At 64.5% G+C, this 22091-nt stretch carries 24 protein-coding genes and 1 tRNA gene; 5 read left to right on the forward strand and 20 right to left on the reverse strand.

Annotated elements, in window-relative coordinates; all coding sequences use genetic code 11:
- Nucleotides 1–102: 102 nt before the first annotated feature.
- From EXZ48_RS11930 to EXZ48_RS11940, 3 genes are all read right to left on the reverse strand, one after another.
- Nucleotides 103–187 (reverse strand) — tRNA-Leu (locus EXZ48_RS11930).
- A 126-nt stretch (nucleotides 188–313) separates the two neighbouring features.
- Nucleotides 314–904, reverse strand: coding sequence for a GDYXXLXY domain-containing protein (locus EXZ48_RS11935; RefSeq protein ID WP_130516101.1), 591 nt, complete (start codon nucleotides 902–904; stop codon nucleotides 314–316).
- A 3-nt stretch (nucleotides 905–907) separates the two neighbouring features.
- Nucleotides 908–2011 carry a DUF2157 domain-containing protein gene (locus tag EXZ48_RS11940; RefSeq protein WP_130516103.1) on the reverse strand — a complete coding sequence of 368 codons (1104 nt, stop codon included), beginning with the start codon at nucleotides 2009–2011 and terminating at the stop codon, nucleotides 908–910.
- Between the two features lie 1102 nt (nucleotides 2012–3113).
- Between EXZ48_RS11940 and EXZ48_RS11945 the strand changes: the two genes are divergently transcribed.
- The 3 genes from EXZ48_RS11945 to trmFO all read left to right on the forward strand — a co-directional run bounded on the left by EXZ48_RS11945 (nucleotide 3114) and on the right by trmFO (nucleotide 5299).
- Nucleotides 3114–3257, forward strand: coding sequence for a DUF1127 domain-containing protein (locus EXZ48_RS11945; protein ID WP_024270460.1), 144 nt, complete (start codon nucleotides 3114–3116; stop codon nucleotides 3255–3257).
- A 345-nt stretch (nucleotides 3258–3602) separates the two neighbouring features.
- A complete protein-coding gene (locus tag EXZ48_RS11950; RefSeq protein WP_023511883.1) occupies nucleotides 3603–3746 on the forward strand; it encodes a DUF1127 domain-containing protein in 144 nt (47 codons plus the stop codon).
- Between the two features lie 143 nt (nucleotides 3747–3889).
- Nucleotides 3890–5299, forward strand: a complete 1410-nt coding sequence (gene trmFO / locus EXZ48_RS11955; protein WP_130516105.1) for a methylenetetrahydrofolate--tRNA-(uracil(54)-C(5))-methyltransferase (FADH(2)-oxidizing) TrmFO — start codon at nucleotides 3890–3892, stop codon at nucleotides 5297–5299.
- Between the two features lie 238 nt (nucleotides 5300–5537).
- Here trmFO and EXZ48_RS11965 read toward each other — a convergent pair whose 3' ends face one another.
- The 5 genes from EXZ48_RS11965 to yajC form a co-directional block, all read right to left on the reverse strand.
- Entirely contained in the window at nucleotides 5538–5990 is a 453-nt protein-coding gene (locus EXZ48_RS11965) for a hypothetical protein (RefSeq protein ID WP_023511881.1), read from the reverse strand.
- 146 nt (nucleotides 5991–6136) lie between these two features.
- Complete coding sequence (locus tag EXZ48_RS11970) at nucleotides 6137–6991, reverse strand: phytoene/squalene synthase family protein (RefSeq protein WP_165909335.1); 855 nt, start codon at nucleotides 6989–6991, stop codon at nucleotides 6137–6139.
- 8 nt (nucleotides 6992–6999) lie between these two features.
- Nucleotides 7000–7386 (reverse strand): Mth938-like domain-containing protein, encoded by a 387-nt coding sequence (locus tag EXZ48_RS11975; protein WP_023511879.1) that lies wholly within the window; start codon nucleotides 7384–7386, stop codon nucleotides 7000–7002.
- The gene (gene secD, locus EXZ48_RS11980) at nucleotides 7379–9886 is read right to left on the reverse strand and encodes a protein translocase subunit SecD (RefSeq protein WP_130516109.1); all 2508 of its coding nucleotides are present in this window, start codon (nucleotides 9884–9886) and stop codon (nucleotides 7379–7381) included. Before secD ends, EXZ48_RS11975 begins: the two co-directional genes overlap by 8 nt.
- A 90-nt stretch (nucleotides 9887–9976) precedes the next feature.
- Nucleotides 9977–10312 carry a preprotein translocase subunit YajC gene (gene yajC / locus EXZ48_RS11985; RefSeq protein ID WP_023511877.1) on the reverse strand — a complete coding sequence of 112 codons (336 nt, stop codon included), beginning with the start codon at nucleotides 10310–10312 and terminating at the stop codon, nucleotides 9977–9979.
- Between the two features lie 183 nt (nucleotides 10313–10495).
- Between yajC and EXZ48_RS11990 the strand changes: the two genes are divergently transcribed.
- The gene (locus EXZ48_RS11990; RefSeq protein ID WP_037406753.1) at nucleotides 10496–11365 is read left to right on the forward strand and encodes an ATP-binding protein; all 870 of its coding nucleotides are present in this window, start codon (nucleotides 10496–10498) and stop codon (nucleotides 11363–11365) included.
- Between the two features lie 39 nt (nucleotides 11366–11404).
- Here the strand turns inward: EXZ48_RS11990 and EXZ48_RS11995 are convergent, their stop codons facing one another.
- The 3 genes from EXZ48_RS11995 to EXZ48_RS12005 are packed head-to-tail and all read right to left on the reverse strand — an operon-like array spanning nucleotide 11405 to nucleotide 12648.
- Nucleotides 11405–11710 (reverse strand): NIPSNAP family protein, encoded by a 306-nt coding sequence (locus EXZ48_RS11995; RefSeq protein ID WP_023511875.1) that lies wholly within the window; start codon nucleotides 11708–11710, stop codon nucleotides 11405–11407.
- A 36-nt stretch (nucleotides 11711–11746) separates the two neighbouring features.
- Complete coding sequence (locus EXZ48_RS12000; protein ID WP_130516111.1) at nucleotides 11747–12220, reverse strand: GNAT family N-acetyltransferase; 474 nt, start codon at nucleotides 12218–12220, stop codon at nucleotides 11747–11749.
- Complete coding sequence (locus EXZ48_RS12005) at nucleotides 12217–12648, reverse strand: rhodanese-like domain-containing protein (RefSeq protein WP_130516113.1); 432 nt, start codon at nucleotides 12646–12648, stop codon at nucleotides 12217–12219. Before EXZ48_RS12005 ends, EXZ48_RS12000 begins: the two co-directional genes overlap by 4 nt.
- A gap of 88 nt (nucleotides 12649–12736) precedes the next feature.
- Between EXZ48_RS12005 and ftrA the strand changes: the two genes are divergently transcribed.
- Nucleotides 12737–13729 carry a transcriptional regulator FtrA gene (gene ftrA / locus EXZ48_RS12010; RefSeq protein WP_207900397.1) on the forward strand — a complete coding sequence of 331 codons (993 nt, stop codon included), beginning with the start codon at nucleotides 12737–12739 and terminating at the stop codon, nucleotides 13727–13729.
- A gap of 63 nt (nucleotides 13730–13792) precedes the next feature.
- On the opposite strand, the gene EXZ48_RS12015 is transcribed toward ftrA, so the two are convergent.
- The 9 genes from EXZ48_RS12015 to EXZ48_RS12055 form a co-directional block, all read right to left on the reverse strand.
- On the reverse strand, nucleotides 13793–15373 hold the full coding sequence (locus tag EXZ48_RS12015) for a peptidoglycan DD-metalloendopeptidase family protein (RefSeq protein ID WP_130516118.1): 1581 nt from the start codon (nucleotides 15371–15373) through the stop codon (nucleotides 13793–13795).
- Nucleotides 15374–15524: 151 nt separating this feature from the next.
- Nucleotides 15525–16154 (reverse strand): biotin biosynthesis protein BioC, encoded by a 630-nt coding sequence (locus tag EXZ48_RS12020; protein WP_130516120.1) that lies wholly within the window; start codon nucleotides 16152–16154, stop codon nucleotides 15525–15527.
- 260 nt (nucleotides 16155–16414) lie between these two features.
- Entirely contained in the window at nucleotides 16415–17071 is a 657-nt protein-coding gene (locus EXZ48_RS12025) for a protein-L-isoaspartate(D-aspartate) O-methyltransferase (RefSeq protein ID WP_023511869.1), read from the reverse strand.
- Nucleotides 17068–17838 carry a 5'/3'-nucleotidase SurE gene (gene surE, locus EXZ48_RS12030; RefSeq protein ID WP_130516122.1) on the reverse strand — a complete coding sequence of 257 codons (771 nt, stop codon included), beginning with the start codon at nucleotides 17836–17838 and terminating at the stop codon, nucleotides 17068–17070. Before surE ends, EXZ48_RS12025 begins: the two co-directional genes overlap by 4 nt.
- A 19-nt stretch (nucleotides 17839–17857) precedes the next feature.
- On the reverse strand, nucleotides 17858–19141 hold the full coding sequence (gene serS / locus EXZ48_RS12035) for a serine--tRNA ligase (RefSeq protein WP_130516124.1): 1284 nt from the start codon (nucleotides 19139–19141) through the stop codon (nucleotides 17858–17860).
- A gap of 68 nt (nucleotides 19142–19209) precedes the next feature.
- A complete protein-coding gene (gene tatC, locus EXZ48_RS12040) occupies nucleotides 19210–20046 on the reverse strand; it encodes a twin-arginine translocase subunit TatC (protein WP_023511866.1) in 837 nt (278 codons plus the stop codon).
- Nucleotides 20043–20654, reverse strand: a complete 612-nt coding sequence (gene tatB / locus EXZ48_RS12045; RefSeq protein ID WP_130516126.1) for a Sec-independent protein translocase protein TatB — start codon at nucleotides 20652–20654, stop codon at nucleotides 20043–20045. Before tatB ends, tatC begins: the two co-directional genes overlap by 4 nt.
- 91 nt (nucleotides 20655–20745) lie before the next feature.
- A complete protein-coding gene (locus EXZ48_RS12050; RefSeq protein ID WP_023511864.1) occupies nucleotides 20746–20943 on the reverse strand; it encodes a twin-arginine translocase TatA/TatE family subunit in 198 nt (65 codons plus the stop codon).
- Nucleotides 20944–20985: 42 nt separating this feature from the next.
- Nucleotides 20986–22089, reverse strand: a complete 1104-nt coding sequence (locus tag EXZ48_RS12055; protein ID WP_130516128.1) for an ABC transporter ATP-binding protein — start codon at nucleotides 22087–22089, stop codon at nucleotides 20986–20988.
- Between the last annotated feature and the right edge of the window lie 2 nt (nucleotides 22090–22091).

Below are 22091 nucleotides of genomic sequence, written 5' to 3' on the forward strand. Positions count from 1 at the left end.
TAGAATCTACGACACAATTCCTTAAATCGCCGCCGATTTAAGGAATTGTGTCGCTGTGCTCCACGTCACGCGGAAACCTCCTGTCTCCGCGTTTGGTGGCTCTGGTGCGGGTAGAGAGACTTGAACTCCCACGCCTTGCGGCACCAGAACCTAAATCTGGCGTGTCTACCAATTTCACCATACCCGCGTCTCAGAAACCGCTTTGCCACGGGCAGCGCAGCTGCGCACCGTGGCGCCTTCCGAGCGCGGCGTCTCTATATCACCCGTTTCCGGAGGATCAAAGGAAAAATGCGGGAGCTTCCGGGCGCTCCCATCAATAGAGCGGTTCGTCATAGATTGGCTCGCCGCGAAGGATCAGCCGGGCGATCTGCGGCGTACCGTCCGCGGAAACGCGGGCCTCCACCTCCAGCTCCTCCTGGTTGCGGGCATCCTCCAGCACCCTGCCCTCACCCTCCGGCACATAATAGCGCTCGAGGCCATAGCTCACGAAGAGGGTGTCGGGCAGGCTGCCGTCGCCGGCGGAATAGTAATCGAAGGGCAGCGTGCGCAGGATGACGCTGCCCTCTTCCGGCGCAAGATCACCGAAGCCCGCCTCGCTCGCCGTCCACAGGCCGTCCGCGCCGGGTTTCAAGCGCACGGCGAGGCGTACACGGCCGCTCGTCTTCGGCACATCGCCGGTGACGATCGCCTTGGGGATGGTCGAGATCGGGTAGGACAGGATGACATAGTCGCCGCGCAGGAGATCACGCGGATCGACCGGCAGCGTCTTCAGCTTGATATCGGCGCCGCTGCGCAGGATCGACGCGCGGCTTTCGACCATGTAGCCGAGCACGGCCGTCTGCAGCGCGGCGGCAAGGATACCGGCGACGAGCGGCGGCACGCGGAGAAAACGGGAAAGGGTCATGGGTCAGGCCTCCGCCTTCGTTTCAGCCTTGGAAAAGCGCCGCTCCAGCGCGATCACCGCCCAGGCGATCAGCGCCACCACGAGTCCGGACACCAGGAAGAAGCCGGATGTGCCGATGATCGAGCCGATCGTTTCGGAGGCCAGATAGAGCGTCTCGGCGGCAAAGGTCGCATAGCCGAGGTAGCGCACCGCGCCGTTCTCCTTGCCGGACAGCGCAATGCCGGCAATGGCGGCCGCGAGCGTGATGATGCCGAGGAACAGGCGGTTCGCCATATTGTCGAATTCGGCATGCAGCACGAGAAGGCCGACCACCAGCACCAGATAGGAATAGAAGGCGGGTGCAGCACCGGCGCTGCGGGCAAACGCATGCAGCGGCGATTGCGGCACGGCGGCGAGGAGATAGGCGATCGCGCCGAAGCCGGCGATCGCGATGGCGGTCTCGGGCGTCTCGTATTCGCTATAGATGAAGGCAAGCCAGGCGACGAGCAGCAGATAGGCGAGATGCCGCACCCGCGCCGCGCCGGTATAGCGCACCAAGAGGATGACGATGACCGCCATCAACGGCATCAGCCAGAGCAGCACCGTCTCGTCGACATTGTAGGACGACGTCCAGTCGGCGCCGGAAACGACGAAGGCAAGGACACCGGCAATGGCCGTGACGGCGCCCGAGCGGAAGAGCGCGGCAGCCACGACCGCCCCTGAGAACCAGACGAGCATCGCCTGGAACGTATCGCCGGAAAGATGATACATCTGGCCGACGAGGGCGATCGCGCCGCCGAAGGCGAGCGTGCCGAAGACGAGGAAGGCGGAAGCCAGCCGCTCCGCGCCGCGGGTGGTCAGCACCGCGCCGGCAATATAGGCACCCCAGATCAGCCCGACGATGCCGACGAGCCGGACGAGCCGCGGGATCGCCTCCCAGTTGGCCGCGACGAGCAGCAGCACCGCGGCCGAAACGAGCAGCGCCGCGATGATCATCAAAACCCGGCCGAGGCTGAAGGAACTGGGGCGGGAATCGTATTCCTGCAGCAGGCGCCCGGCCGTCGGGGCATCGAGCAAGCCCTGTGCCGTCCAGTGTTTGAGGTCGCGCTCCAACCTGCCCCTGTACATCCGTTCCTGCTCCGTTCGAAAATGCCTGCGGTTCGCGCCGATTCCGGCGCTGTCAACAGGAACGATACAGGGCCGCTGGAAATTCGCAATCGGAGCAAAAATCCGAAAAAAGAGCATTTATTCGACACTTCTGCCCTTGAAGACGGGCTCGCCACCACCAAGATTAACGGGAAATAGAGAAAGGCCTGATAAAACTAGCCTCAACAGGTCGATTGGACCGGTGGTTTCGGACATGCAGTTGGCGCATATCATCCATGCTCATATTGCACTGCACAAAATCAACGGTCGAGGCTATAGTTCAGACATCGGATCAGAAGCGATCCGGCCCGCAAATCAAGGCGCCGCGTAACGTAGGGCGACAGAGGAACGGGAAAGGCGGACTGGTCGAACGCCCGGCATGATGCCGACCGACCTGAGCCCTGGAAACAGGGATCGACATAGAATTCGGAACGACGCACTCCTCCTCCCAGTGTCGTTTCGATACGATTGGCAACACTCCTCCTCCCAGTTGCCAATCACTCATAGTGACGCCCGCTGGACCTCCTCCCCCAGCGGGCGTTATTGTTTGCGCCAGACGCATGGGAAGCCGCGCCAAAGCGGCCAAACACCTCGACACGATCGACCGTCCTGCTCAAAATACGGGCAGAAAATCCTGCTGCACGTTCACAGGCATGCGCCACATGCATTGGTGCCATTCCCATCCTGCGCTTCAACGCAAGGCTCGAACGGTCTATATCATTCCCATCGGTCGGGCGACGATCTCCTCCTCCCAACGTCCCCGACAGGATTGGCGGCCCTCCCTCCTCCTCCCAGGCTGCCAATCGATATCAGCAAAGCCCGCCGGACCTCCTCCCCCGGCGGGCTTTGTTTTGCGCTGCACCCAACCCCTGACGCATAGCGATCTTAACCCTTGTGGCCAAAAGCCCGAAATTTGGCCAGAATTTTGCCGAAATTTCCGCTTGACATGCTCAAAACGCATAGGTGCCGTGCTGTAACAGCGCTGTTCTTTTCGGCGGCGCAGCGTATATTCCAATTCATCAGATCGGGGCGGCGCCAAGGACGAGCGGCCGCCCAGTAGGAAGCCCAAGAAAGGGGTAAGAACATGAACCTGGCACGCTCTTTCAACAACTGGCGCAAGTACCGTCAGACCGTCAACGAACTCGGCCGCATGTCGGACCGGGAACTCCGCGACCTCGGCATCGGCCGCAGCGATATTCCGTACATCGCTCGCAAGGCTGCCAACTAAGCCGAACGACCGTTAGCGGTCCTGTTTCGAACGCCCTCAGGCTTCCCGCCTGGGGGCGTTTTTGTCTGCCTGTCTTTTTGCGCCGCACAATGTCGCAATTTTCCCCATGCGACATTCCGCAGAGAAGCTACCCAGTACGATGAAGCTTTCTATCTGCCTGGAATAGCGGCATTTTCTGCGTGCTATGCCCGCAGAAAAATCACCTGCCCGATTGGTGGTCGTCTTATTGCACAAATGCATAGCAGCTGCATTTTCTTTGCACTGCACATTAATAAGGGTATCGCCTATATAGAGCTCACACACCGGTGAGACAGACCTCCCGGCCAACCCTTCGAGGAGAAGACGATGAACCCGATCCGCATTGCAAAGAACTGGATTTCCTACCGCCGCACGATGAACGAACTCGGCAACCTGTCGAACCACACGCTGTCCGACATCGGCCTGACCCGTTACGACATCCGCGACATCGCAGCCCGTTCCTTCCGCTAAGACATAGCCGGTTTCCACCGCTGCGGCCGGAAACGGCGACGCGCGAGGAACGCTTCAAACGGCACCATCTGGTGCCGTTTTTGATTCGGGCTTTTGAATCTCCGTGATGGAAAGCAGCCCGCGGGCATGGTAACGAACCGCCCATGACACAGACCTCTCCCCTCGCTCCCATCCACGTCATCGGCGGCGGCCTTGCCGGCTCGGAAGCCGCCTGGCAGATCGCGACCAGCGGCGTACCCGTCATCCTGCATGAAATGCGCGGGGTGCGCGGCACGGATGCCCACAAGACGGACGGCCTTGCCGAACTCGTCTGCTCCAACTCCTTCCGCTCGGACGACGCGACGAGCAATGCCGTTGGCGTGCTGCACGCCGAAATGCGGCTCGCCGGCTCGCTGATCATGCGCGCGGCCGATAGCAGCCAGGTGCCGGCCGGCGGTGCCCTCGCCGTCGATCGCGACGGCTTTTCCGCCGCCGTCACCGCCGCACTCGAAGGCCACCCGTTGATTTCCATCATACGCGAGGAGGTCACCGGCCTGCCACCGGAGGCTTGGGACCAGGCGATCATCGCCACCGGGCCGCTCACCGCCCCGTCGCTCGCCGAAGCGATCCAGGCCCGCACCGGCGCCGATTCGCTCGCCTTCTTCGACGCCATCGCGCCGATCGTGCATACGGCCAGCATCGACATGGACATCTGCTGGTTCCAGTCGCGCTACGACAAGGTCGGCCCCGGCGGCACGGGCAAGGACTATATCAACTGCCCGATGGACGAAGCGCAGTACAACGCCTTCATCGACGCGATGATTGCCGGCGATACGACAGGCTTCAAGGAATGGGAGGGCACGCCCTATTTCGACGGCTGCCTGCCGATCGAGGTGATGGCGGAGCGCGGCCGCGAAACGCCGCGCCACGGCCCGATGAAGCCCATGGGCCTCACCAATGCGCACAACCCGACGGTCAAGCCCTATGCCGTCGTGCAGCTGCGGCAGGACAATGCGCTCGGCACGCTCTACAACATGGTCGGCTTCCAGACGAAGCTGAAATACGGCGCCCAGGCCGAGATCTTCCGCCTGATTCCCGGCCTCCAGAATGCGGAATTCGCTCGCCTCGGCGGCCTCCACCGCAACACGTACATCAATTCGCCGACGCTGCTCGACCGCTCGCTGACGCTGAAGGGTCGTCCGGGCCTGCGCTTTGCCGGCCAGATCACCGGCTGCGAGGGTTATGTGGAGAGCGCCAGCATCGGCCTGCTCGCCGGCCGGTTCGCGGTTGCCGAACGACGCGGCGAAACGCCCTCACTGCCGCCGGAAACCACAGCCTTCGGCGCGCTGCTCGGCCATATCACCGGCGGCCATATCGTCTCGGACGACGAGCCGGGCAAACGTTCCTTCCAGCCGATGAACGTCAACTTCGGCCTGTTCCCGCCGCTGGAGCCGGGCACGGTGACGAAGCCGGAGGGCGTGAAGCGGTTCCGTGGCAAGGACAAGGCCCTCGCCAAGAAGCAGGCGACGGCCGCACGGGCGCTCGAAGACTGTGCCCGCTGGCTCGGTCGCTGATTCTCCGGGCGGCTACCCCTCGGCCGCATCGTCAAAATGCAGGATAGCTCACTCAGGAGGCCGGGAGCACGCCTTCTGCCCCTTCTTCCCTGCAGGGAGAAGGTCGCGGCAGCGGGATGAAGGGGCTAGGCGGAAGCCGTCGCACGCCCCCCTCATCCGACCCTTCGGGCCACCTTCTCCCCGTTGAGGAGAAGGAAAAGGACGCAACGTCGTGCCACGGGCGATTGGCCCCGCCTTTTTAGTTTTGTTGGCCTGCGGTCTCGGCCCCGCGCCCGGCCACGGCCGGCATGAAGCTGCCGAGCAGCCAGAGCGAGACCTCCGCGGCCTCCCGTTCGTCGCGGAATTCGAAGACGCCGCCCTCGAAGGCGGCATTGGCAAATTTCACGGCGAGGCGCTTCGGGCCGGCGCTTTCGACGCGCACGGTGCCGGGCTCGATCCTGTGGCAGGAATAGTGGTGACCATGGGCATGCATGCATCCGGCCTTGCCGTCATGCAGGCGCAGGAACACCGTGCGGCTGTCCGCGGTGGTGATGACCTCGCGGATCGCCTCGTCGGGAAAGGCGCGGCCGAATTCAAGGATCGCAAGCCCCGCATCCTCGCCGGCCATCTCCTGCTCCTCATCCCGGCGAAACACCTGACGGAAGACGAGGCCGGCCAAAAGCAGGCAGGCGATGGTGATGGTCCAGAGCATCGGCGCGATTCCTCCGCGAAAAACGTCCTGCCGCTGTAGCGGACAAGGCTTGCGCCAGTTTTGCGTCTTGTCAGGCGCCCAAGAGGCAGCGCCGACCGGACACCGCAATTTTACGCGACACGCGAAGAAACGGGAACCCCGCCGAGTTAGAACGGGCCACGGCGCAGCGCACGCCACATCCACCATTGCCGTCGCCATTGGGCGGGCTGGAGGGAGCGCTCAAGCACCGCTTCGCCGGCCTTCTCCGCAGCACCCAGCACAGGCGGAACGAGCGCGACGGGCAGAAAGGCCGGGCGGTTGGCCGGCGAAACGCCGCCAGCGGCCCGTGCCTTGGCAAGGTGCTCCCGGCCGAGACCGACAAAGGCATCCACCGCCCGCGCCGCCGCGGCCGTATCGTTGCCGGCAAGCAGGGCTTCCGGTGTCAGGCCAGTGGCGGCAAGAAGATCGGCCGGCAGGTAGACCTGGCCGCGCCGCCGGTGGATCGGCAGCATCAGCAGGGTGCCGGCGACGGTCTGCGCCACGCCGGCATGGCCGGCAGCCTCCGCCGATTCGGGCGCCCTTGCCGGATCAAGGATAAGGCTTGCAAGCTGGATCAGCGCCGAGGCGGTTTCACCGGCATAGCCTTCGAATGCCGCGCGGCTTTCCATCGGGTCGTTGTAGACGTCGAAGATGCGCGCCTCTGTCATGTCCGTCAGCACGGCGACCGGCAGCCGATGTTCCTTCACGCAGGCCATCAGGCCGGCAGCGAGCGGATTGGCCATGGCATCGCCCTCGGCCGTACCCTCGAGCACGTCGCGCCACCATTGCAGGCGGATTTCGCCGGGCAACGCGTCGCGCACCACGTCGCGCACGCGGGCGATCTCGGCATTGAAGGCATAGAGCGCGGCAAGCGCGCCGCGCTTTTCCGCCGGGGCCAGCAGGCAGGCGAGGTAACGGTCGCGGTCGGTGTCGCGAAGCATCGCCAGACAGTGCGCATAAGGGTCTTGCCGCATATCAGTCATGGCAAGATTCACACCGCGATCAGCGCTGCGGCGACGGCCCGGCTTTCGGCCAGCATGACATTGAAGGTGCGTACGGCGGCGCCCGTGCTCATCGGATCGGAACGCACCTTGCGCTCCGTCAGCGCTGCCTTGATCTCGGCCGAGAGCGGACGGATCTCCTTGCCCGTGCCGACGAGCAGCACCTCGATCTCGCCCGCCTCGTCCAGGACGCGCTGAAGGTCCGCCAGGGTCAGCGGCGCGCCCTCCTCCTTGTCCCAGCCATGGATACCCGACGGCAGGCAGAGGATGGAGCCGCGATGCGACATGTCGGCAAAGCGGAAGCCGCCATTGCCATATGCGTCGATCGGCGCACGGCCGGGGAAATGCGCCTCCCGGATTTCGATGCCTTTAGCCATTGGCTCCCGTCGCTTCCGGAGCCGGGCCCTTGCCGCCCTTGCCCGGGCGGTAGCGCTCCGGCTGGAGGCGGAACAGGATAAGGACCGGTCCGGCGATATAGATAGAGGATATGGTGCCGATCGCCACCCCGAAGAGCAGCGTCAGCGCGAAGGTGCCGATTGCCTCACCGCCGAACAGCGCAAGCGCGGCGAGCGCGATCAGCGTCGTCGCCGAGGTGAGCACGGTGCGCGAGAGTGTGCGGTTGATCGCGTCGTCGATGAGGATCGGCAGCGGCATCTGCTTGAAATGCCGGAGATTCTCGCGAACACGGTCGTAAACGACCATCGTGTCGTTCAGCGAATAGCCGGCGACCGTCAACAGTGCCGCGACGGCGCTGATGTTGAACTCGATCTTGGCGAGCGCGAGGAAACCGAGTGTGAAGAACACGTCATGCGCCAGCGAGATGATCGCACCGATGGCGAAGTGCCATTCGAAGCGGATCCAGATATAGGCGACGAGCGCGAGCAAACCGACGATGAAGCCAAGGGTCGCAGTATCGATCAATTCGCCTGAGATCGCCGGGCCGACCACCTCGACACGGCGAAAATCGTAATCGTCCTCCAGCTCGCCGCGGGCAATCAGCACGGAGGTCTGCTCAGCGTTCTCGCCCTCGCCCGCCGATGTCATCCGCACCAGCGCGTGCCGCGCATCGCGTTGCTTCGTGACGTTCAGCACGTCGACGCCGGCATCGTTCAGGCGGGCCGTGATGTCGTCGAGATCCGCATTGCCGGCCTTCGCCTGCACCTCCAGCGCCGCACCGCCGGTGAAATCGATGCCGAGCTTGAGCTTGCCGGCGACCAAGAGGCCCGCGATGGCGAGCGACAGCACCGCCGTCAGCAGGAAGACGCCATTGCGCACCGCCATGAAACGCAGATTGAGGCTGTCGAAAAAGCCGGAGCGCACGCCCTTCGGCAGGTGCGTCGCGTGGCTGCGGTTGAGCCAGACCGTGACAAGGCGGCGCGTCAACGTGAAGGTGGTGATGAGCGTCGCGAAAAGGCCGATACCGACGGCAAGCGCGAAGGCGCGCACCGGTGCGGCCGAAAGCAGGAAGAGGACCGCGATGGCGATGAACATGGTGACGGCGGCATCGAGCACCGTGGCACGGGCACGGCGGAAACCGACCAGAACAGACCGGGAGAGCTCGCGCCCACCCTTCACCTCCTCGCGGATACGCTCGAAGATCAACACGCTGGCATCGACGGCAATGCCGACCGTGAGCACGATACCGGCGATCATGGAAAGCGACAGCGGTGCGCCGATCAGCGCCAGCATGGCGAAGGTAAGGATGACGTTGAAGGACAATGCCAGCGAGGCGATGACGCCAAGCACGCCATAGAAGAAGGTCATGAAGGCGACGACGGCCGCGACGGCGACGAGAAGCGCGACAACGACCGTGTCGCCCGAGGTCGTGCCAAGCACCGGCTCGATGGAGCGTTCCTCGATGATGGTGAGCGGCGCAGGCAGCGGGCCGCTGGCGATGACGCGTGCGAGGTTCGCCGCGCCCTCGGCGTCGAAATCACCTGAGAGGCGGCCAACGCCGTCCGTGATGGCGCCCTGGATGCGCGAGGTGGAGATCACCTGGCCGTCGAGCAGGATGGCGACGGTGCGGCCGCTGTTGTTGCGGGTGAAGGCGGCGAGCCGTTCGGCGGCCTCGCCCTTCAGCACGAATTCGATGAAGGGTTCGCCATTGGCTGCCGGCTGTGCGGAGGCAACGTCGACGGCGGTGAAAAGATCGTCCTGGCGCACGAGATAGCCGACCGGCGGCTCGCCGGTGGAGTAGAGCACTTCGGATCCGGCCGGAGGGCCGTTCTCGATCGCCTGGTCGACCGGCACACTGTCGTCCACCAGCCGGGCGGAGAGACGGCCGACCTGCGCCAGCATGTCCTTCACGCGCTGCGGATCCGTGAGGCCCGGCATGGAGACGGTGATCCGGTCGCGGTCGCCGCGGGCGACGAGCAGCGAGGGAATGCCAAGGCTTTCGACGCGGCGGCGCACGGCATCGACCGCCCCGAGCGAGGCCGCGCTGACGGCGCTGTCCACCGCTTCGCCCGAAAGCACGATGCGGAACTGGCCGGCCTCCGGCTCGCTGAGCGTGCCGAGATCGAGACCGGCGAGCGCCGCGCGGGCCGCGTCACGGCGATCGGCGGCCGAGACCGTCACCTCGATCGTGTCGTCGGCGCCGTTGAGATCGCTATAGGGAATGCGGGCGGCGCGAAGCGCGTTGCCGATCGTCTCGACGCCGGCACGCAGCCGTTCGGCGGCGATATCGCTGCGCGAGACTTCCAGCACCAGGCGGGAGCCACCGGTAAGATCGAGGCCGGGGGCGAGGCGACGCTCGCTCAGCCAGCCGGGAAGGCCGGCCGACATCCGTGCCGGCAAAAGGCTCGGCAGAAGAACAAGAAGGCTCGCCGCAAGGACGAGCCAGAGGGAAAAGGTCTTCCAGCGGGCGGATTGCTGCATCGCGATCTCGACTAATCCGGCACGCCGCCGGCTGAAAACCAGTCGGGCCGTCCGGCCGGGCACATTCGCTCGGCCAGGCGGCAGGCCAAGTTATTCCTTGACGGGTTCGCCCTTGACGCGGACTTCGCTGACGCCGCTGCGTACGACGCGGATCTTGATGCCTTCGGCGATCTCGACTTCGAGTTCGTTGTCGTCGACGACCTTGGTGACCTTGCCGACGATGCCGCCGCCGGTAACGACCTGGTCGCCGCGGCGGATGTTCTTCAGAAGCTCATCGCGACGCTTCATGGCAGCGCGCTGCGGACGGATGATGAGGAAATACATCACCACGAAGATCAGCAGGAACGGCAGGACCGACATCAGAATGTCTGCGCCGCCTGCACCGCCGGGTGCCGCCGTCTGCGCGAAGGCCTCGGTAATGAACATCAACTACTCCTTGAAATCTTGAATTCGTGCGGCCTCCAGGGCCGTTTCGGTTGCCGGAATATAGGCAAGCGGGCCTTGAATGCAACACACGACCTTGCGAAGTGGCCTGTTTTCAAGCGCTTTCCCCCTTTTCGCGACCCGCCGCCGCATGCTACCCGGCAGGGACGCATGAGGAGAGAGAAATTGCAGGAAGATCACGTCAAGCTCTTGCTCGCCGAAATCGGCCGCATCAACGCCGCGCTGGAACGCCTCGCCGGCCCCGCCCCCGCCGTCAACGACTGGAACGCCGCCGAGGTTTTCGTCTGGTCGCCGGCCCGCCAGCACCTTCAGCCAGTCAAGCGGCCGAACCGCATCGAGATCGATCTCATCCGCGGCGTCGACCATGTGCGTGACATCCTCGTCGACAACACCGTGCGTTTCGCCCGCGGCCTGCCAGCCAACAACGTGCTGCTCTGGGGCGCGCGGGGCATGGGCAAGTCATCGCTGGTGAAATCCGTCCATGCGCTTGCCGCAAAGGAAACCGGCAGCAAGCTGAAGCTGGTCGAAGTGCACCGCGAGGACATCGCCACGCTGCCGGCGCTGATGGATATTCTCAAGGAAGCGCCCTGCCCGATCATCATCTTCTGTGACGACCTGTCCTTCGACCATGACGACACGTCCTACAAGTCGCTGAAGGCGGCACTCGACGGCGGCGTCGAGGGGCGTCCGGACAATGTGCTGCTCTACGCCACGTCCAACCGCCGGCACCTCCTGCCGCGCGACATGATGGAGAACGAGCAGTCGACGGCGATCAATCCGTCGGAGGCGGTGGAGGAGAAGGTTTCGCTCTCGGACCGTTTCGGTCTCTGGCTCGGCTTCTACAAGTGCAGCCAGGCCGAATATCTCGAGATGATCGACGGCTATGCCCGGCATTTCGACCTCGACATCCCGTCAGAACAGTTGCATGCCGAGGCGCTGGAATGGTCGACCACCCGCGGCTCGCGCTCCGGCCGCGTCGCCTGGCAGTATGTCCAGGATCTTGCAGGCAGGCTGGGCAAACCGCTGGCGAAATGACGAAAAGCCGGCTCAGCAATGAGCCGGCTTTTTCCTTGCTCAGGAAAACACCGGGCGCAGGAAGCTTCGCTCGTAGCTCACGATGCTGCGGTTGCGCTTGTCCATCTCGAAAGCCGCGACGCATTCGGGATCGGTCAGCATACGCGTGCGGTAGTCCTCGTAGGCGGCAAAGCTCGGAAAGCTGAAGAGCGCCAGCGCGATGTTGTTCGCCCCTTCGCTCGGCAGGAAATAGCCGTGATGCGTGCCGCCCATGCGGTTGACGATGGGGATCCAGGCACGGGCATATTCTTCGAACTCCGCCAACTTGTGCGGATCGATGACATATCTGAGATAGCAGGTGATCAAGAAGGCCTCCGGTCTTTCTGTTTTGCGGGGACTTTCTCAGATTCGGCCTGGTAGCGGGAGTGTCCAATGCTCCCATGCCGCATCCGGCGCTGCGCCCTCGGCAGCATAGAAGCGCCGGGCCGGCTCGTTGCCCGGCAGCACCGTCCAGCGCAGGGCGGAAGCGCCGATCCCGGCCGCATGGGCGCGCAGTTGCGTGAAAAGTGCCTGTCCGACGCCCGCGCCGCGAAACCCCTCCGCGACGTAGAGCTCTTTCAGCACCACGACGGGCCGCAGGTCGAAGGTCCAGGGGATGCGGTAATGCACGGCGATACCGGCGATCGTTTCTCCTTTGAGGGCGACGAACACACCGAAGGCTGGCGCAGGGCCGAAGCCAAACGCCAGCAGATCCTCGGGCGTGACCGCGAAGGCGTCGATATAACCCTCGAAGGTAGCAAGATCGCGCATCAACCGCCAGACGGCGTCGATATCCTGCGGCTGGAAAGGCCGGACGACAATATCAACGGCGCTCATTCGACAGCGACCGAAAGGAGGCTTCCCGGCGCGGCGCCGGCGGCGAAGGGCTGCCCCTCGTCGGCCCAGCCGGTGATGCCGCCGATCATGATCTTCACCGGCCGTCCGAGCCGCGCGAGTTTCAGCGCTGCCTGGTCCGCGCCGTTGCAATGAGGACCGGCGCAATAGGCGACGAACAGCGTATCCTCGGGCCACTCCGCCATGCGTTCCACGGAAATCTCCCGGTGCGGCAGGTGCAGCGCGCCCGGCACATGTCGCCGCGCATAGGCTTCCGGCGTTCCGACGACATGCAGCAGCACGAAATCCTGGTCCCCCGACTTCAGCGCTGCGGCGACATCGGCACAATCGGTCTCGACGGAAAGGCGCTTCAGGAAATGCTCGATCGCGACGGTGGACGGGGCTGCCGCGTAGTCGGTGACATGGCTCATGGTCTCTCTCCTTGCTGACGATGAGAGATCTCTAGCCGGTTTCCGGCGCACCTTGCAGATGGCGGGATTGCCATATAGGATCAAGATCATGCCAAACATGCGTCTCCTTCGCCCGATCGCCAATCCCCTTGTCGTCGCGCTTGCCTACGATCGGCTCTGCACCTTCGAATTCGGCATCGCGACCGAGATTTTTGCGCTGCCGCGGCCGGAAATGGGCGAGAACTGGTATCGTTTTGCCGTCGCGGGCGTCGATGAAGGCGAGATGCGCGCCACCGGCGGGCTGCGCTTCCAGGTGGATGGCGGGCTGGACCTGCTGGCGGAGGCCGGGACAATCGTGGTACCTGGCTGGCGTGGGGTCGATTCACCTGTACCGAAGGCGCTGATCGAGGCGCTGCGGGCGGCCCATGCGCGCGGTGCGCGCATTCTTTCCTTCTGCTCCGGCGCCTTCGTGCTCGCTGCGGCGGGGCTGCTCGACGGCAAGGCGGCGACGACGCATTGGCGCTATACCGACGCCCTCACCGAACGGCATCCGGAAATCGGCGTCAGTCCCGACGTGCTCTACGTCGACGCGGGCGACGTCCTCACCTCGGCAGGAACAGCGGCGGGGCTCGATCTCTGCCTCCATCTCATCCGTCGGGATTTTGGTACGGAGGCGGCCAACCTGGTGGCGCGGCGCTTGGTCGTGCCGGCGCATCGCGACGGCGGCCAGGCCCAATTCATCCGGCAGGCTGTGCCGCGCGCCCACGAGAAAAGCCGGCTTGGCCCGCTGCTCGACCACATCAGGGAAAATCTCGGCGCGGATCATTCCGTGGCGACGCTCGCCCGCCGCACCGGCATGAGCGAACGCACGTTCCTCCGCCGTTTCGAAGCTGCGACCGGTATGACGCCTGCCCGCTGGCTGCTCGCCCAACGCCTCGGCAAGGCGCGCGACCTCCTGGAGGAAACCAACACCTCGGTCGAAGAGATCGCAGCGCTCGCCGGCTTCGGCACAACGGGTACGCTGCGTCACCATTTTCGCCTGCACCTTTCGACGACGCCCGCCGCCTATCGCGAGGCCTTCGGCAATCGCGCCGCGCAATAGCAAACGGACGGCCCTTGGGAGAGCCGTCCGTTCGATGTTTCCGCGGTGCCGTTTCGCCCGACCCTATTCGAGGAAGGTCATCGGGTTGACCGGGGTGGCGTTCTTGCGCACCTCGAAGTGCACCTTCGGGCGGGTGGCATTGCCGCTCATGCCCGAGGTCGCGACGGTCTGGCCGCGCTGGATCTTCTGGCCGCGCTGGACGTTCAGCTCGCCGGCATGGCCATAGACCGTGACGGTGCCGTCGTCGTGACGCACCAGAACTGCGTTGCCGAGTTCCTTCAGGCTGGAACCCGAATAGATGACCACACCGTTTTCGGCAGCCTTGATCGGCGTGCCCTCGGGAACCGAGATGTCGATGCCGTCGTTGCGGTTGCCTTCGACATTCGCGCCGTAGCCCGCGATGACCGCGCCGCGCACCGGCCAGCGATACTTGCCGATGCCCGTGGATTCAGGCGCTTCGTCCGTCACGTCGGACTTCGCCGCCACTTCGGTGACCGAAACGGTCTTCACCGGCGCCTTGTAGGCTTCCGGCTTCTTCTCCGCCGTCTCGACAGCCTTTTCCTTCTTGACCGGAACCGATGCGGTCACGGTCTTGTCGGTCGTCGTCTCGGCCGCAGCCATGCTGCCGCCGGCCGGGATGGCCAGGTTCTGGCCGATGCGGATCGACGCGGTGGTGAGCCCGTTCGCCTTCTTCAGCGCATCGACGGAGACGCCGTTGCTGCGCGCGATCTTGGCGAGCGAATCGCCCGGCTTCACTTCGTAGCTCCCCTTGCCCTTGCCTTCACCGGCATCGGCGACGTTCGAATTCGTCTGGCCGCTTTCCGACTTCAGCTTTTCACGGCTGGAGGTGGTGGGCAGGATGGCGACGTTCTGCTCGCCCTTGCGCTCCGGCGTCGGCAGCTTGTTGTCGACCTTGAGCGTGCTGTCAGTCGAGGCCTTGGCGGCGCTTGCCGTGGTGCTGAAGGTCGGGATGACGATCTTCTGGCCCGGCTCGGCGTCGGATGCACGCTTCAGGTTGTTGGCCGCGAGGATTTCCTTTTCCGGCACGCCGTAGCGGTTGGCGAGCGTCTTCACGCTTTCGCCCTGGCGCAGCATGACGACCGGCGCGTTCGCCGTCGACCAGCCGGCCTTGCCCTTGTTGACGGTTGCCGTCGTCAGAGTGTCTGCATCCCCGACGATCGCCTTCGCCTTGCGCTCCGGAATCTGCTGACCGAGGGCGACTTCACGCTCGGCGGCCTGACGGGCGCCGGCGGTCGGATCGCCAAGCTCGCCGCGCTGGACGCTCATCGGCGTCGTCGCCAGCCGCGTGCCGGAACCGCCAGTGGTCGCGGTGTTGATCGGATCGTAGGAGACGGCGCCCTGATCGGGGAACGGCTGATTGAGCGCTTCCTCGCGCGACCCCAGCTGGTCGGCCGTCGCGAACTGCTGGCCGTTGCCGACATTGCCACGGGGAACCGGATTGCCGCCGAGGAGCGTGCGGCGCGGGACCGAGCTCGTCGTCATGTTATCCTGGCCGGAGGATGAGAAGAGGCCGCCAAAACGAGACACGTCCGAGCTGCACCCGGTCGCGACGCTGGCCAGCAAGGCGGCAACCACGAGGCGGGTCGCGGTCCTAGCAAAACTCGGCGATACACTCTTACGCATGTGACTACCCAATCGGTACGCTACTTGATGTGGACCGATTAAAGCGCGTTAGAGTTACTGCCCGGTTAAAGCGGGCCTATCCGCATTGTTTTTTTGATGAATTGATAACCATGGCGCGCCCGCACCGTGGCAAGAGGGCCACGATAACGGATCAAAAGCCGGTCGCGTACATGGTGTCGGCGCGGGAGATACGGCTGGTGACGACACGGGCAGCATTCTCGAAATCCGCCTGGCTCGGCTGGAAGATCGCGGAGATGGGGGTCGCGCGCCGGGTGGCCCTGTCATCGGTGGGCACGACGTTCTCAAGAGCGGCGTCGGGCGCCGTCATGTCGAGCGCGCTTTCATTGTAGGCGATGGCGCGGAGCGCGGCGACGGCAGGCTCGCGCGTACCGGCATAGCGGGCGCTGCGCTGGTCCTCGACGGGCATGCTGTCGAAATATTCGATATAGGCACGGTAATAGGCCTTGCGGTCGCCTTCCGCCAGGAAGTGGCCGAACGCCGCATGTTCGCGCTGCTCCAGCGCCGCCGTATCCAGGTTCTCGCGCTCGGCCTCGGTAAGCGCTGGCTGACTGTAAGCCGTCTCTTCCCTGGCGACGCTGAGGACCAGAAGCGCATCGACCGAAAGGCCGACATGGGCGGAAGGATCATAGCTGCCGCCAGCCAGATGCGCGGTCGAGCCGGCCTCGGCGCTTTCTTCGGCGACCTTGCCGGCAGCCTTGGTCGCGAGATACGCGAGGCTGTTGCTGGTCGAGCTGCTGGCGATCCTGTTCGTGACGTGCATTTCCCTCTCCATCGGAACGGCCGCACCCTTGGAAAACCGGCGTCCTGCGTGGAAGTTTCTGCTTCGCCACCGGCCTACGCCCCGAAGCTTGCGCGAAGCTTGCGCTGGTTAACAAAAGGTTAACGCGCTGTATTTACGCTCGGAATTCGCGCGAAACGCGCAGGCGCGCGCGCCGCGCGCGTTGGTTTTCCGCCAAAAATGCGGAAAGACTCAGCCGGCGCCGGCTTGCCGAGCGAAAGAAAGCGGGTTTTGGGAAGGGATCAGAGGGCCTGCGCCATCTGGGGAACGATCGGCAGATACGGCACCTCGAAGAGGTCCTCGCGATCGAAGCGGCTGCCGGTCTTGACCAGCTTCAGCATGCGACACTCGGTTTCGCTGACCGTGACGGGGGCGATCAGCATGCCGCCCGACACCAGCTGTTCGGCGAAGAAGCGCGGCAGGGCGGGAAAGGCGGCGGTGACGAGGATGCGGTCGAAGGTCCCCTCACCCGGCATGCCGTTGCTGCCGTCGGCCTGTCGCACGATGACATTGCGGATGCCGGCCTTCTCGATCGACTGCTGCGCATTGGTGGCGAGCGTCCGGTAGCGATCGACGGTCAGCACGCGTTCCGTCAGACGCCCCATGACGGCGGCGGTGAAGCCGGAGCCAGTGCCGACCTCGAGGATGCGCTGGCCGGCCTTGAGGTTCAGATGGTGCAGGAGCCGTACGGAAAGGTCGATCCCTTCCATGAAGGACCCGCAGTCGAGCGGCAGGATGCGCCGCGAATAGGCGTCGCCGGCAAACTGCGGCGGCACGAAAAGCGTGCGCGGCGTTTGCTCGACGGCGGTCAACAGGTCGAGATTGTTGATGCCCTGGCCGCGCAGGCGCAACGCCAGCGCGGCAAAACCCTCTTTCTCGATGACCCGTCCCGTGTTCAATCCGCATCCTCGCCGTTGAGCGCGCGCTGCACGCGATCCAGCACCGTGTAGTCCGTGAGATCGAGCTTCAGCGGTGTTACGGAGATCTTGTGGTTCTTCACCGCGTGGATGTCCGTTCCGGCGCGGAAATCGCCCTTCCGCTCACCGAAGCGCAGCCAGTAATAGGGGAAGCCGCGGCCGTCCATGCGCTCGTCGATCGTCAGGCCGAAATCGAGCTTGCCCTGGCTGGTGACCTCGACGCCCTTGAGGTCCGCAGGCGCGCAGTTCGGGAAATTGACGTTGAAGAAGGTCCAGTCCGGCAGCTCGACGTCCATCAGCTGGCGGATCAGCTTCGGCGCAAAGCTTTCGGCGACTTCCCACGGCACGACGCGGCCGCCGGCATGGTTGTAGGCCTGGCTCAGCGCCATGGACTTGATGCCCTGCAGCGTGCCCTCGATCGCGCCGGCGATCGTGCCCGAATAGGTGACGTCGTCGGCCATGTTGGCGCCGACATTGACGCCGGACAGCACGAGGTCCGGCTTCCTGTCGAGCACTTCGCGCACGCCCATGATGACGCAGTCGGTCGGCGTGCCGCGCAGCGCGTAGCGCTTCTCGTCGATCTTGCGCAGGCGCAGCGGCTCGGAAAGCGTCAGCGAATGGGCAAGACCGCTCTGGTCCGTCTCGGGCGCCACGATCCAGACGTCATCCGTCAGCTCGCGGGCAATCCGCTCGAGGGCAGCAAGGCCCTCGGCATGGAGGCCGTCGTCGTTCGTCAGAAGAATACGCATGTCATCTCCGCCTTCCGCCTCAGGCGGCCTTCTCGATCTTCTTCAGGCCGCCCATATAGGGCAGCAGCACGTCCGGCACGGTGACCGAACCGTCCTCGTTGAGGTAGTTTTCCATGACGGCGATCAGCGCGCGGCCGACCGCCGTGCCCGAGCCGTTCAGCGTGTGCACGAACTTCGTCGCCTTGTCGTCCTTGCCGCGATAGCGCGCATTCATGCGCCGCGCCTGGAAATCACCGCAGACCGAAACGGACGAGATTTCGCGGAACGTATCCTGGCCGGGCAGCCAGACTTCCAGGTCATAGGTCTTGCGGGCGCCAAAACCCATGTCGCCGGTGCAGAGCGTCATGACGCGGTAGTGCAGGCCGAGGCGCTTCAGGATTTCTTCTGCGCAGGCCGTCATGCGCTCGTGCTCGTCGATCGAGCTTTCCGCATCGGTGATCGACACGAGCTCGCACTTCATGAACTGATGCTGGCGCAGCATGCCGCGCGTGTCGCGGCCGGCCGAGCCCGCTTCCGAACGGAAGCACGGCGTCAGCGAGGTGAAGCGCAGCGGCAGCTTTTCCTGATCGACGATCTCCTCACGCACGAGGTTGGTGAGCGAGACCTCCGCGGTCGGGATCAGCCAGCGGCCGTCCGTGGTACGGAACAGGTCTTCGGAGAACTTCGGCAACTGGCCGGTGCCGAACATGGCATCGTCGCGCACGAGGAGCGGCGCATGCACTTCCGTATAGCCGTGCTCGCCGGTGTGCACATCGATCATGAACTGGCCGAGGGCGCGCTCAAGGCGTGCGAGCTGGCCCTTCAGCACGGTGAAGCGCGAGCCGGCGATCTTAGCTGCGGCTTCAAAATCCATGTAGCCGAGGGCTTCGCCGATCTCGTAGTGTTCCTGCGCCTTGTGGTTCCAGCCGGGCTTGCTACCCCATTTCAGCTTTTCCACATTGCCGGCCTCGTCGGTGCCGACAGGCACGTCGTCGAGCGGAATGTTCGGGATGCGCGACAGGGCGTCGTTGAGCTCGGCAGTGACCTGGCGCTCCTCTTCCTCGGCGGCGGGAAGCTGATCCTTGATGGCCGAGACTTCGGTCTTCAGCTTCTCGGCGAGCTCGCTGTTCTTCGCCGCCATGGCCGCGCCGATCTCCTTGGAGGCGGCGTTGCGGCGCGACTGCATGTCCTGCGCCTTCTGGATGACGCTGCGGCGCCTCTCGTCGAGATCGATGAGGGCCTTTGCCAGGGGGCTCGCGCCGCGCTTTGCCAGGGCGGCGTCGAGAGCGGCGGCGTTGTCGCGGATCCATTTGATATCAAGCATTGTCGTTCCAGGCGTTCCGTGGATTGAGGCCCACCCGCGCCCGGCAGCACAGTGCAACGACGCCGGGATCAGGCCTTGTCGGCCTCTTCCGGCGTCGCAACGACCTCGTTCTCCGCATCCTGCGCGTTCGAGGCGCTCGCCCGCTGCCGTTCGATGAGTCGGGCCGTATAGATGGAAATCTCGTAGAGAAGGATGGCCGGCAGTGCAAGGCCGATCTGGGAAACCGGATCGGGCGGCGTCAGCACGGCGGCGACCACGAAGGCGATGACGATCGCGTATTTGCGCTTGTCGGCAAGCGTCTGGGAATCGATGAAACCGGCCCGCACCAGCAGCGAGGAAACCACGGGAAGCTGGAAGACGAGGCCAAAGGCGAAGATCAGCGACATGATGAGGCTGAGATATTCCGACACCTTCGGCAGGAGCTGGATCGACACCTCTCCCTCGCCGCCGCCCTGCTCCATGGCCAGGAAGAACCACATGACCATGGGCGTGAAGAAGAAGTAGACGAGCGCCGCACCGATGAGGAAAAGGATCGGCGAGGCGATCAGGAACGGCAGGAAGGCGGCGCGCTCGTTCTTGTAGAGGCCGGGCGCGACGAACTTGTAGACCTGCTGGGCGATGACCGGAAACGCGATGACCAGCGCGCCGAACATGGCGACCTTGATCTGCGTGAAGAAGAATTCCTGCGGCGCCGTGTAGATCAGCTCGACATTGCGGTGCGAAAGCCCCGCCCATGTCACGGCCCATTTGAAGGGCAGGACGAGCAGATTGAACAGCTGCTTGGCAAAATAGAAACAGACGAGAAAGGCAACGAAGAACGCGCCGACCGCCCAGAGAAGGCGCTGGCGAAGCTCGATCAGGTGCTCCATGAGCGGCTGGGGCTTGTCTTCCATATCGCCGCTCATGCGTCGCCCTTCTTGGTCTTTGCAGTCTTGGCCTTGGCAGGCGCCGCCTTCTTTTCGGCGGAGGCCTTTGCGGCCGGCTTTTCAGCCGCCTTGGCGACGGGTTCGGCTTTCGCGGCCGCCTTGCGGGGCTTTGCCGCCTTGTCCGTCGCGTCCGCGGGTTTCCTTGTCGCCGTCTTCTTCACCGGTCCGGCTTTCAACGGAACGGCAGCGACGGGTTCGGCGGAAACCGGCTTCGGCACCTCGGCCGGCGTGCTGCCGGCAACGCCTTCCGCGGGCGTTGCGGCAGGGGCCGTCGAGGAGACGGAGCTGGTCGTCTTCTGAAGATCAGCCTTGATGTCGTCGCCCATCTGGCGCAGCGGGTTGACCGCCTCGCGGATGGTGTTCAGCGGATTGAGCTTCTGCGCCTCGCCGATCGTCTTCTTGACGTCCTCGAGGTCCGCTTCGCGCAGCGCCTCGTCGAACTGCTGGCGGAAATCGCCCGCCATGCCGCGCATCTTCGACATCATGCGGCCGAACGTGCGCAGCATCTGCGGCAGGTCCTTCGGACCGACCACGATGATCAGGACGATCGCGATGACGAGTATTTCGGTCCAGCCGACATCAAGCATAGGGTACTGTCCTCATGGGCTGCGAACCACCGCTCGCAGCCGCCAGGTCACGCTGCACGGATTGACCTGGCAAATCCAGGTTCAACGCCGCTCACTTGACCTCGTCAGCCTTGTGATCGACGGTCTTGGCCTTGTCGGCAGCGGCGGCTTCCTCGTCGGACATGCCCTTCTTGAAGTTCTTGATGCCCTTGGCAACATCGCCCATCAATTCCGGAATCTTGCCGCGGCCGAACAGCAGCAGCACCACCACCAGAACGATCAGCCAATGCCAGATGCTGAATGAACCCATATTCTTGACTCCCTTTCGAACTCGTACCCCGATGTAAGACGTTCAGCCGTCTTTTTCAAACACTAGAATGTCGCGGTGGTTAGCCGAAAGCGTGACGTCGCGCAATCCGGAAGCCAACTGATCGGCCCTGACGCGCGCCCGGATCGGCCGATCTGTGCCCGGCACGGCGAGATCGAGCAGCTCCACCACCCCGAGAAAACGCCGCGACAATATGCGTGCGGGGATTTCACCGCCCGTTTCCATCACCCGCAGCCCGGAAAGGCGCACCGCGACATGGACCTTCTGGCCGTCGGAAAAACGCTTGCCGTCGACAGTACCGAGCGGCGTTTCGACCACGCCCCCGTGCACGCGGCCGGGAAACTCGTTGATTTCGGAGAAAAAAGCGGCAGCGAAGATATTTTTAGGATTGAGATAGAGCTCTTCCGCCGTGCCCACCTGCACGAGCCGGCCATCCTTCAACAACGCGATGCGGTCGCCCATGCGCATCGCCTCTTCCGCATCATGGGTCACCACGATGGCGCTGGCGCGCGACTGGCGCAGGATCGCCAGCGTATCGGCGCGGATCGAGTCCTTGAGGCGCGAATCAAGCCCGGAAAACGGCTCGTCCATCAGAAGCACCGAAGGGCGCGGCGCAAGCGCCCGGGCGAGCGCCACGCGTTGCTGCTCGCCGCCCGAAAGAACATGTGGAAACTTCTGGGCGTAGTGCGAGAGGCCGACGCGTTCGAGCGCGACCTGCGCCTCTGCCTCCGCCTCTGCCCGCGGCAGCGCCGTCAGGCCGAAGCGCACATTGTCGAGCACGGACATATGCGGGAAGAGCGCGAAATCCTGGAACATCAGCCCCACGCCGCGCCGCTCGGGTGGCAGGAAGACCGTCGGACCGGCAACCTCACGGTCGTTCAGAAGCACGCGGCCGGCCGTCTGCGCCTCGATGCCTGCGGCAATGCGCAAAAGCGTCGTCTTGCCGGAACCGGACGGACCGAGCAGGCACAGGACCTCGCCGGGCTCCGCCGTCAGCGAGATGCCGCGGATCGTTTCCTTGTTGTGGTAGCTGTGGTGGATATCCTCGAAGGACAGGCGCGCCGCGAAGGTGACCGCCGATGCCCGTCTCGTCTCGTTGCCGTTGGAGCCTGACGGGTCCAAAACCATGT

This window comes from Shinella sp. JR1-6, from assembly GCF_004284735.1.
Classification (GTDB): domain Bacteria; phylum Pseudomonadota; class Alphaproteobacteria; order Rhizobiales; family Rhizobiaceae; genus Shinella.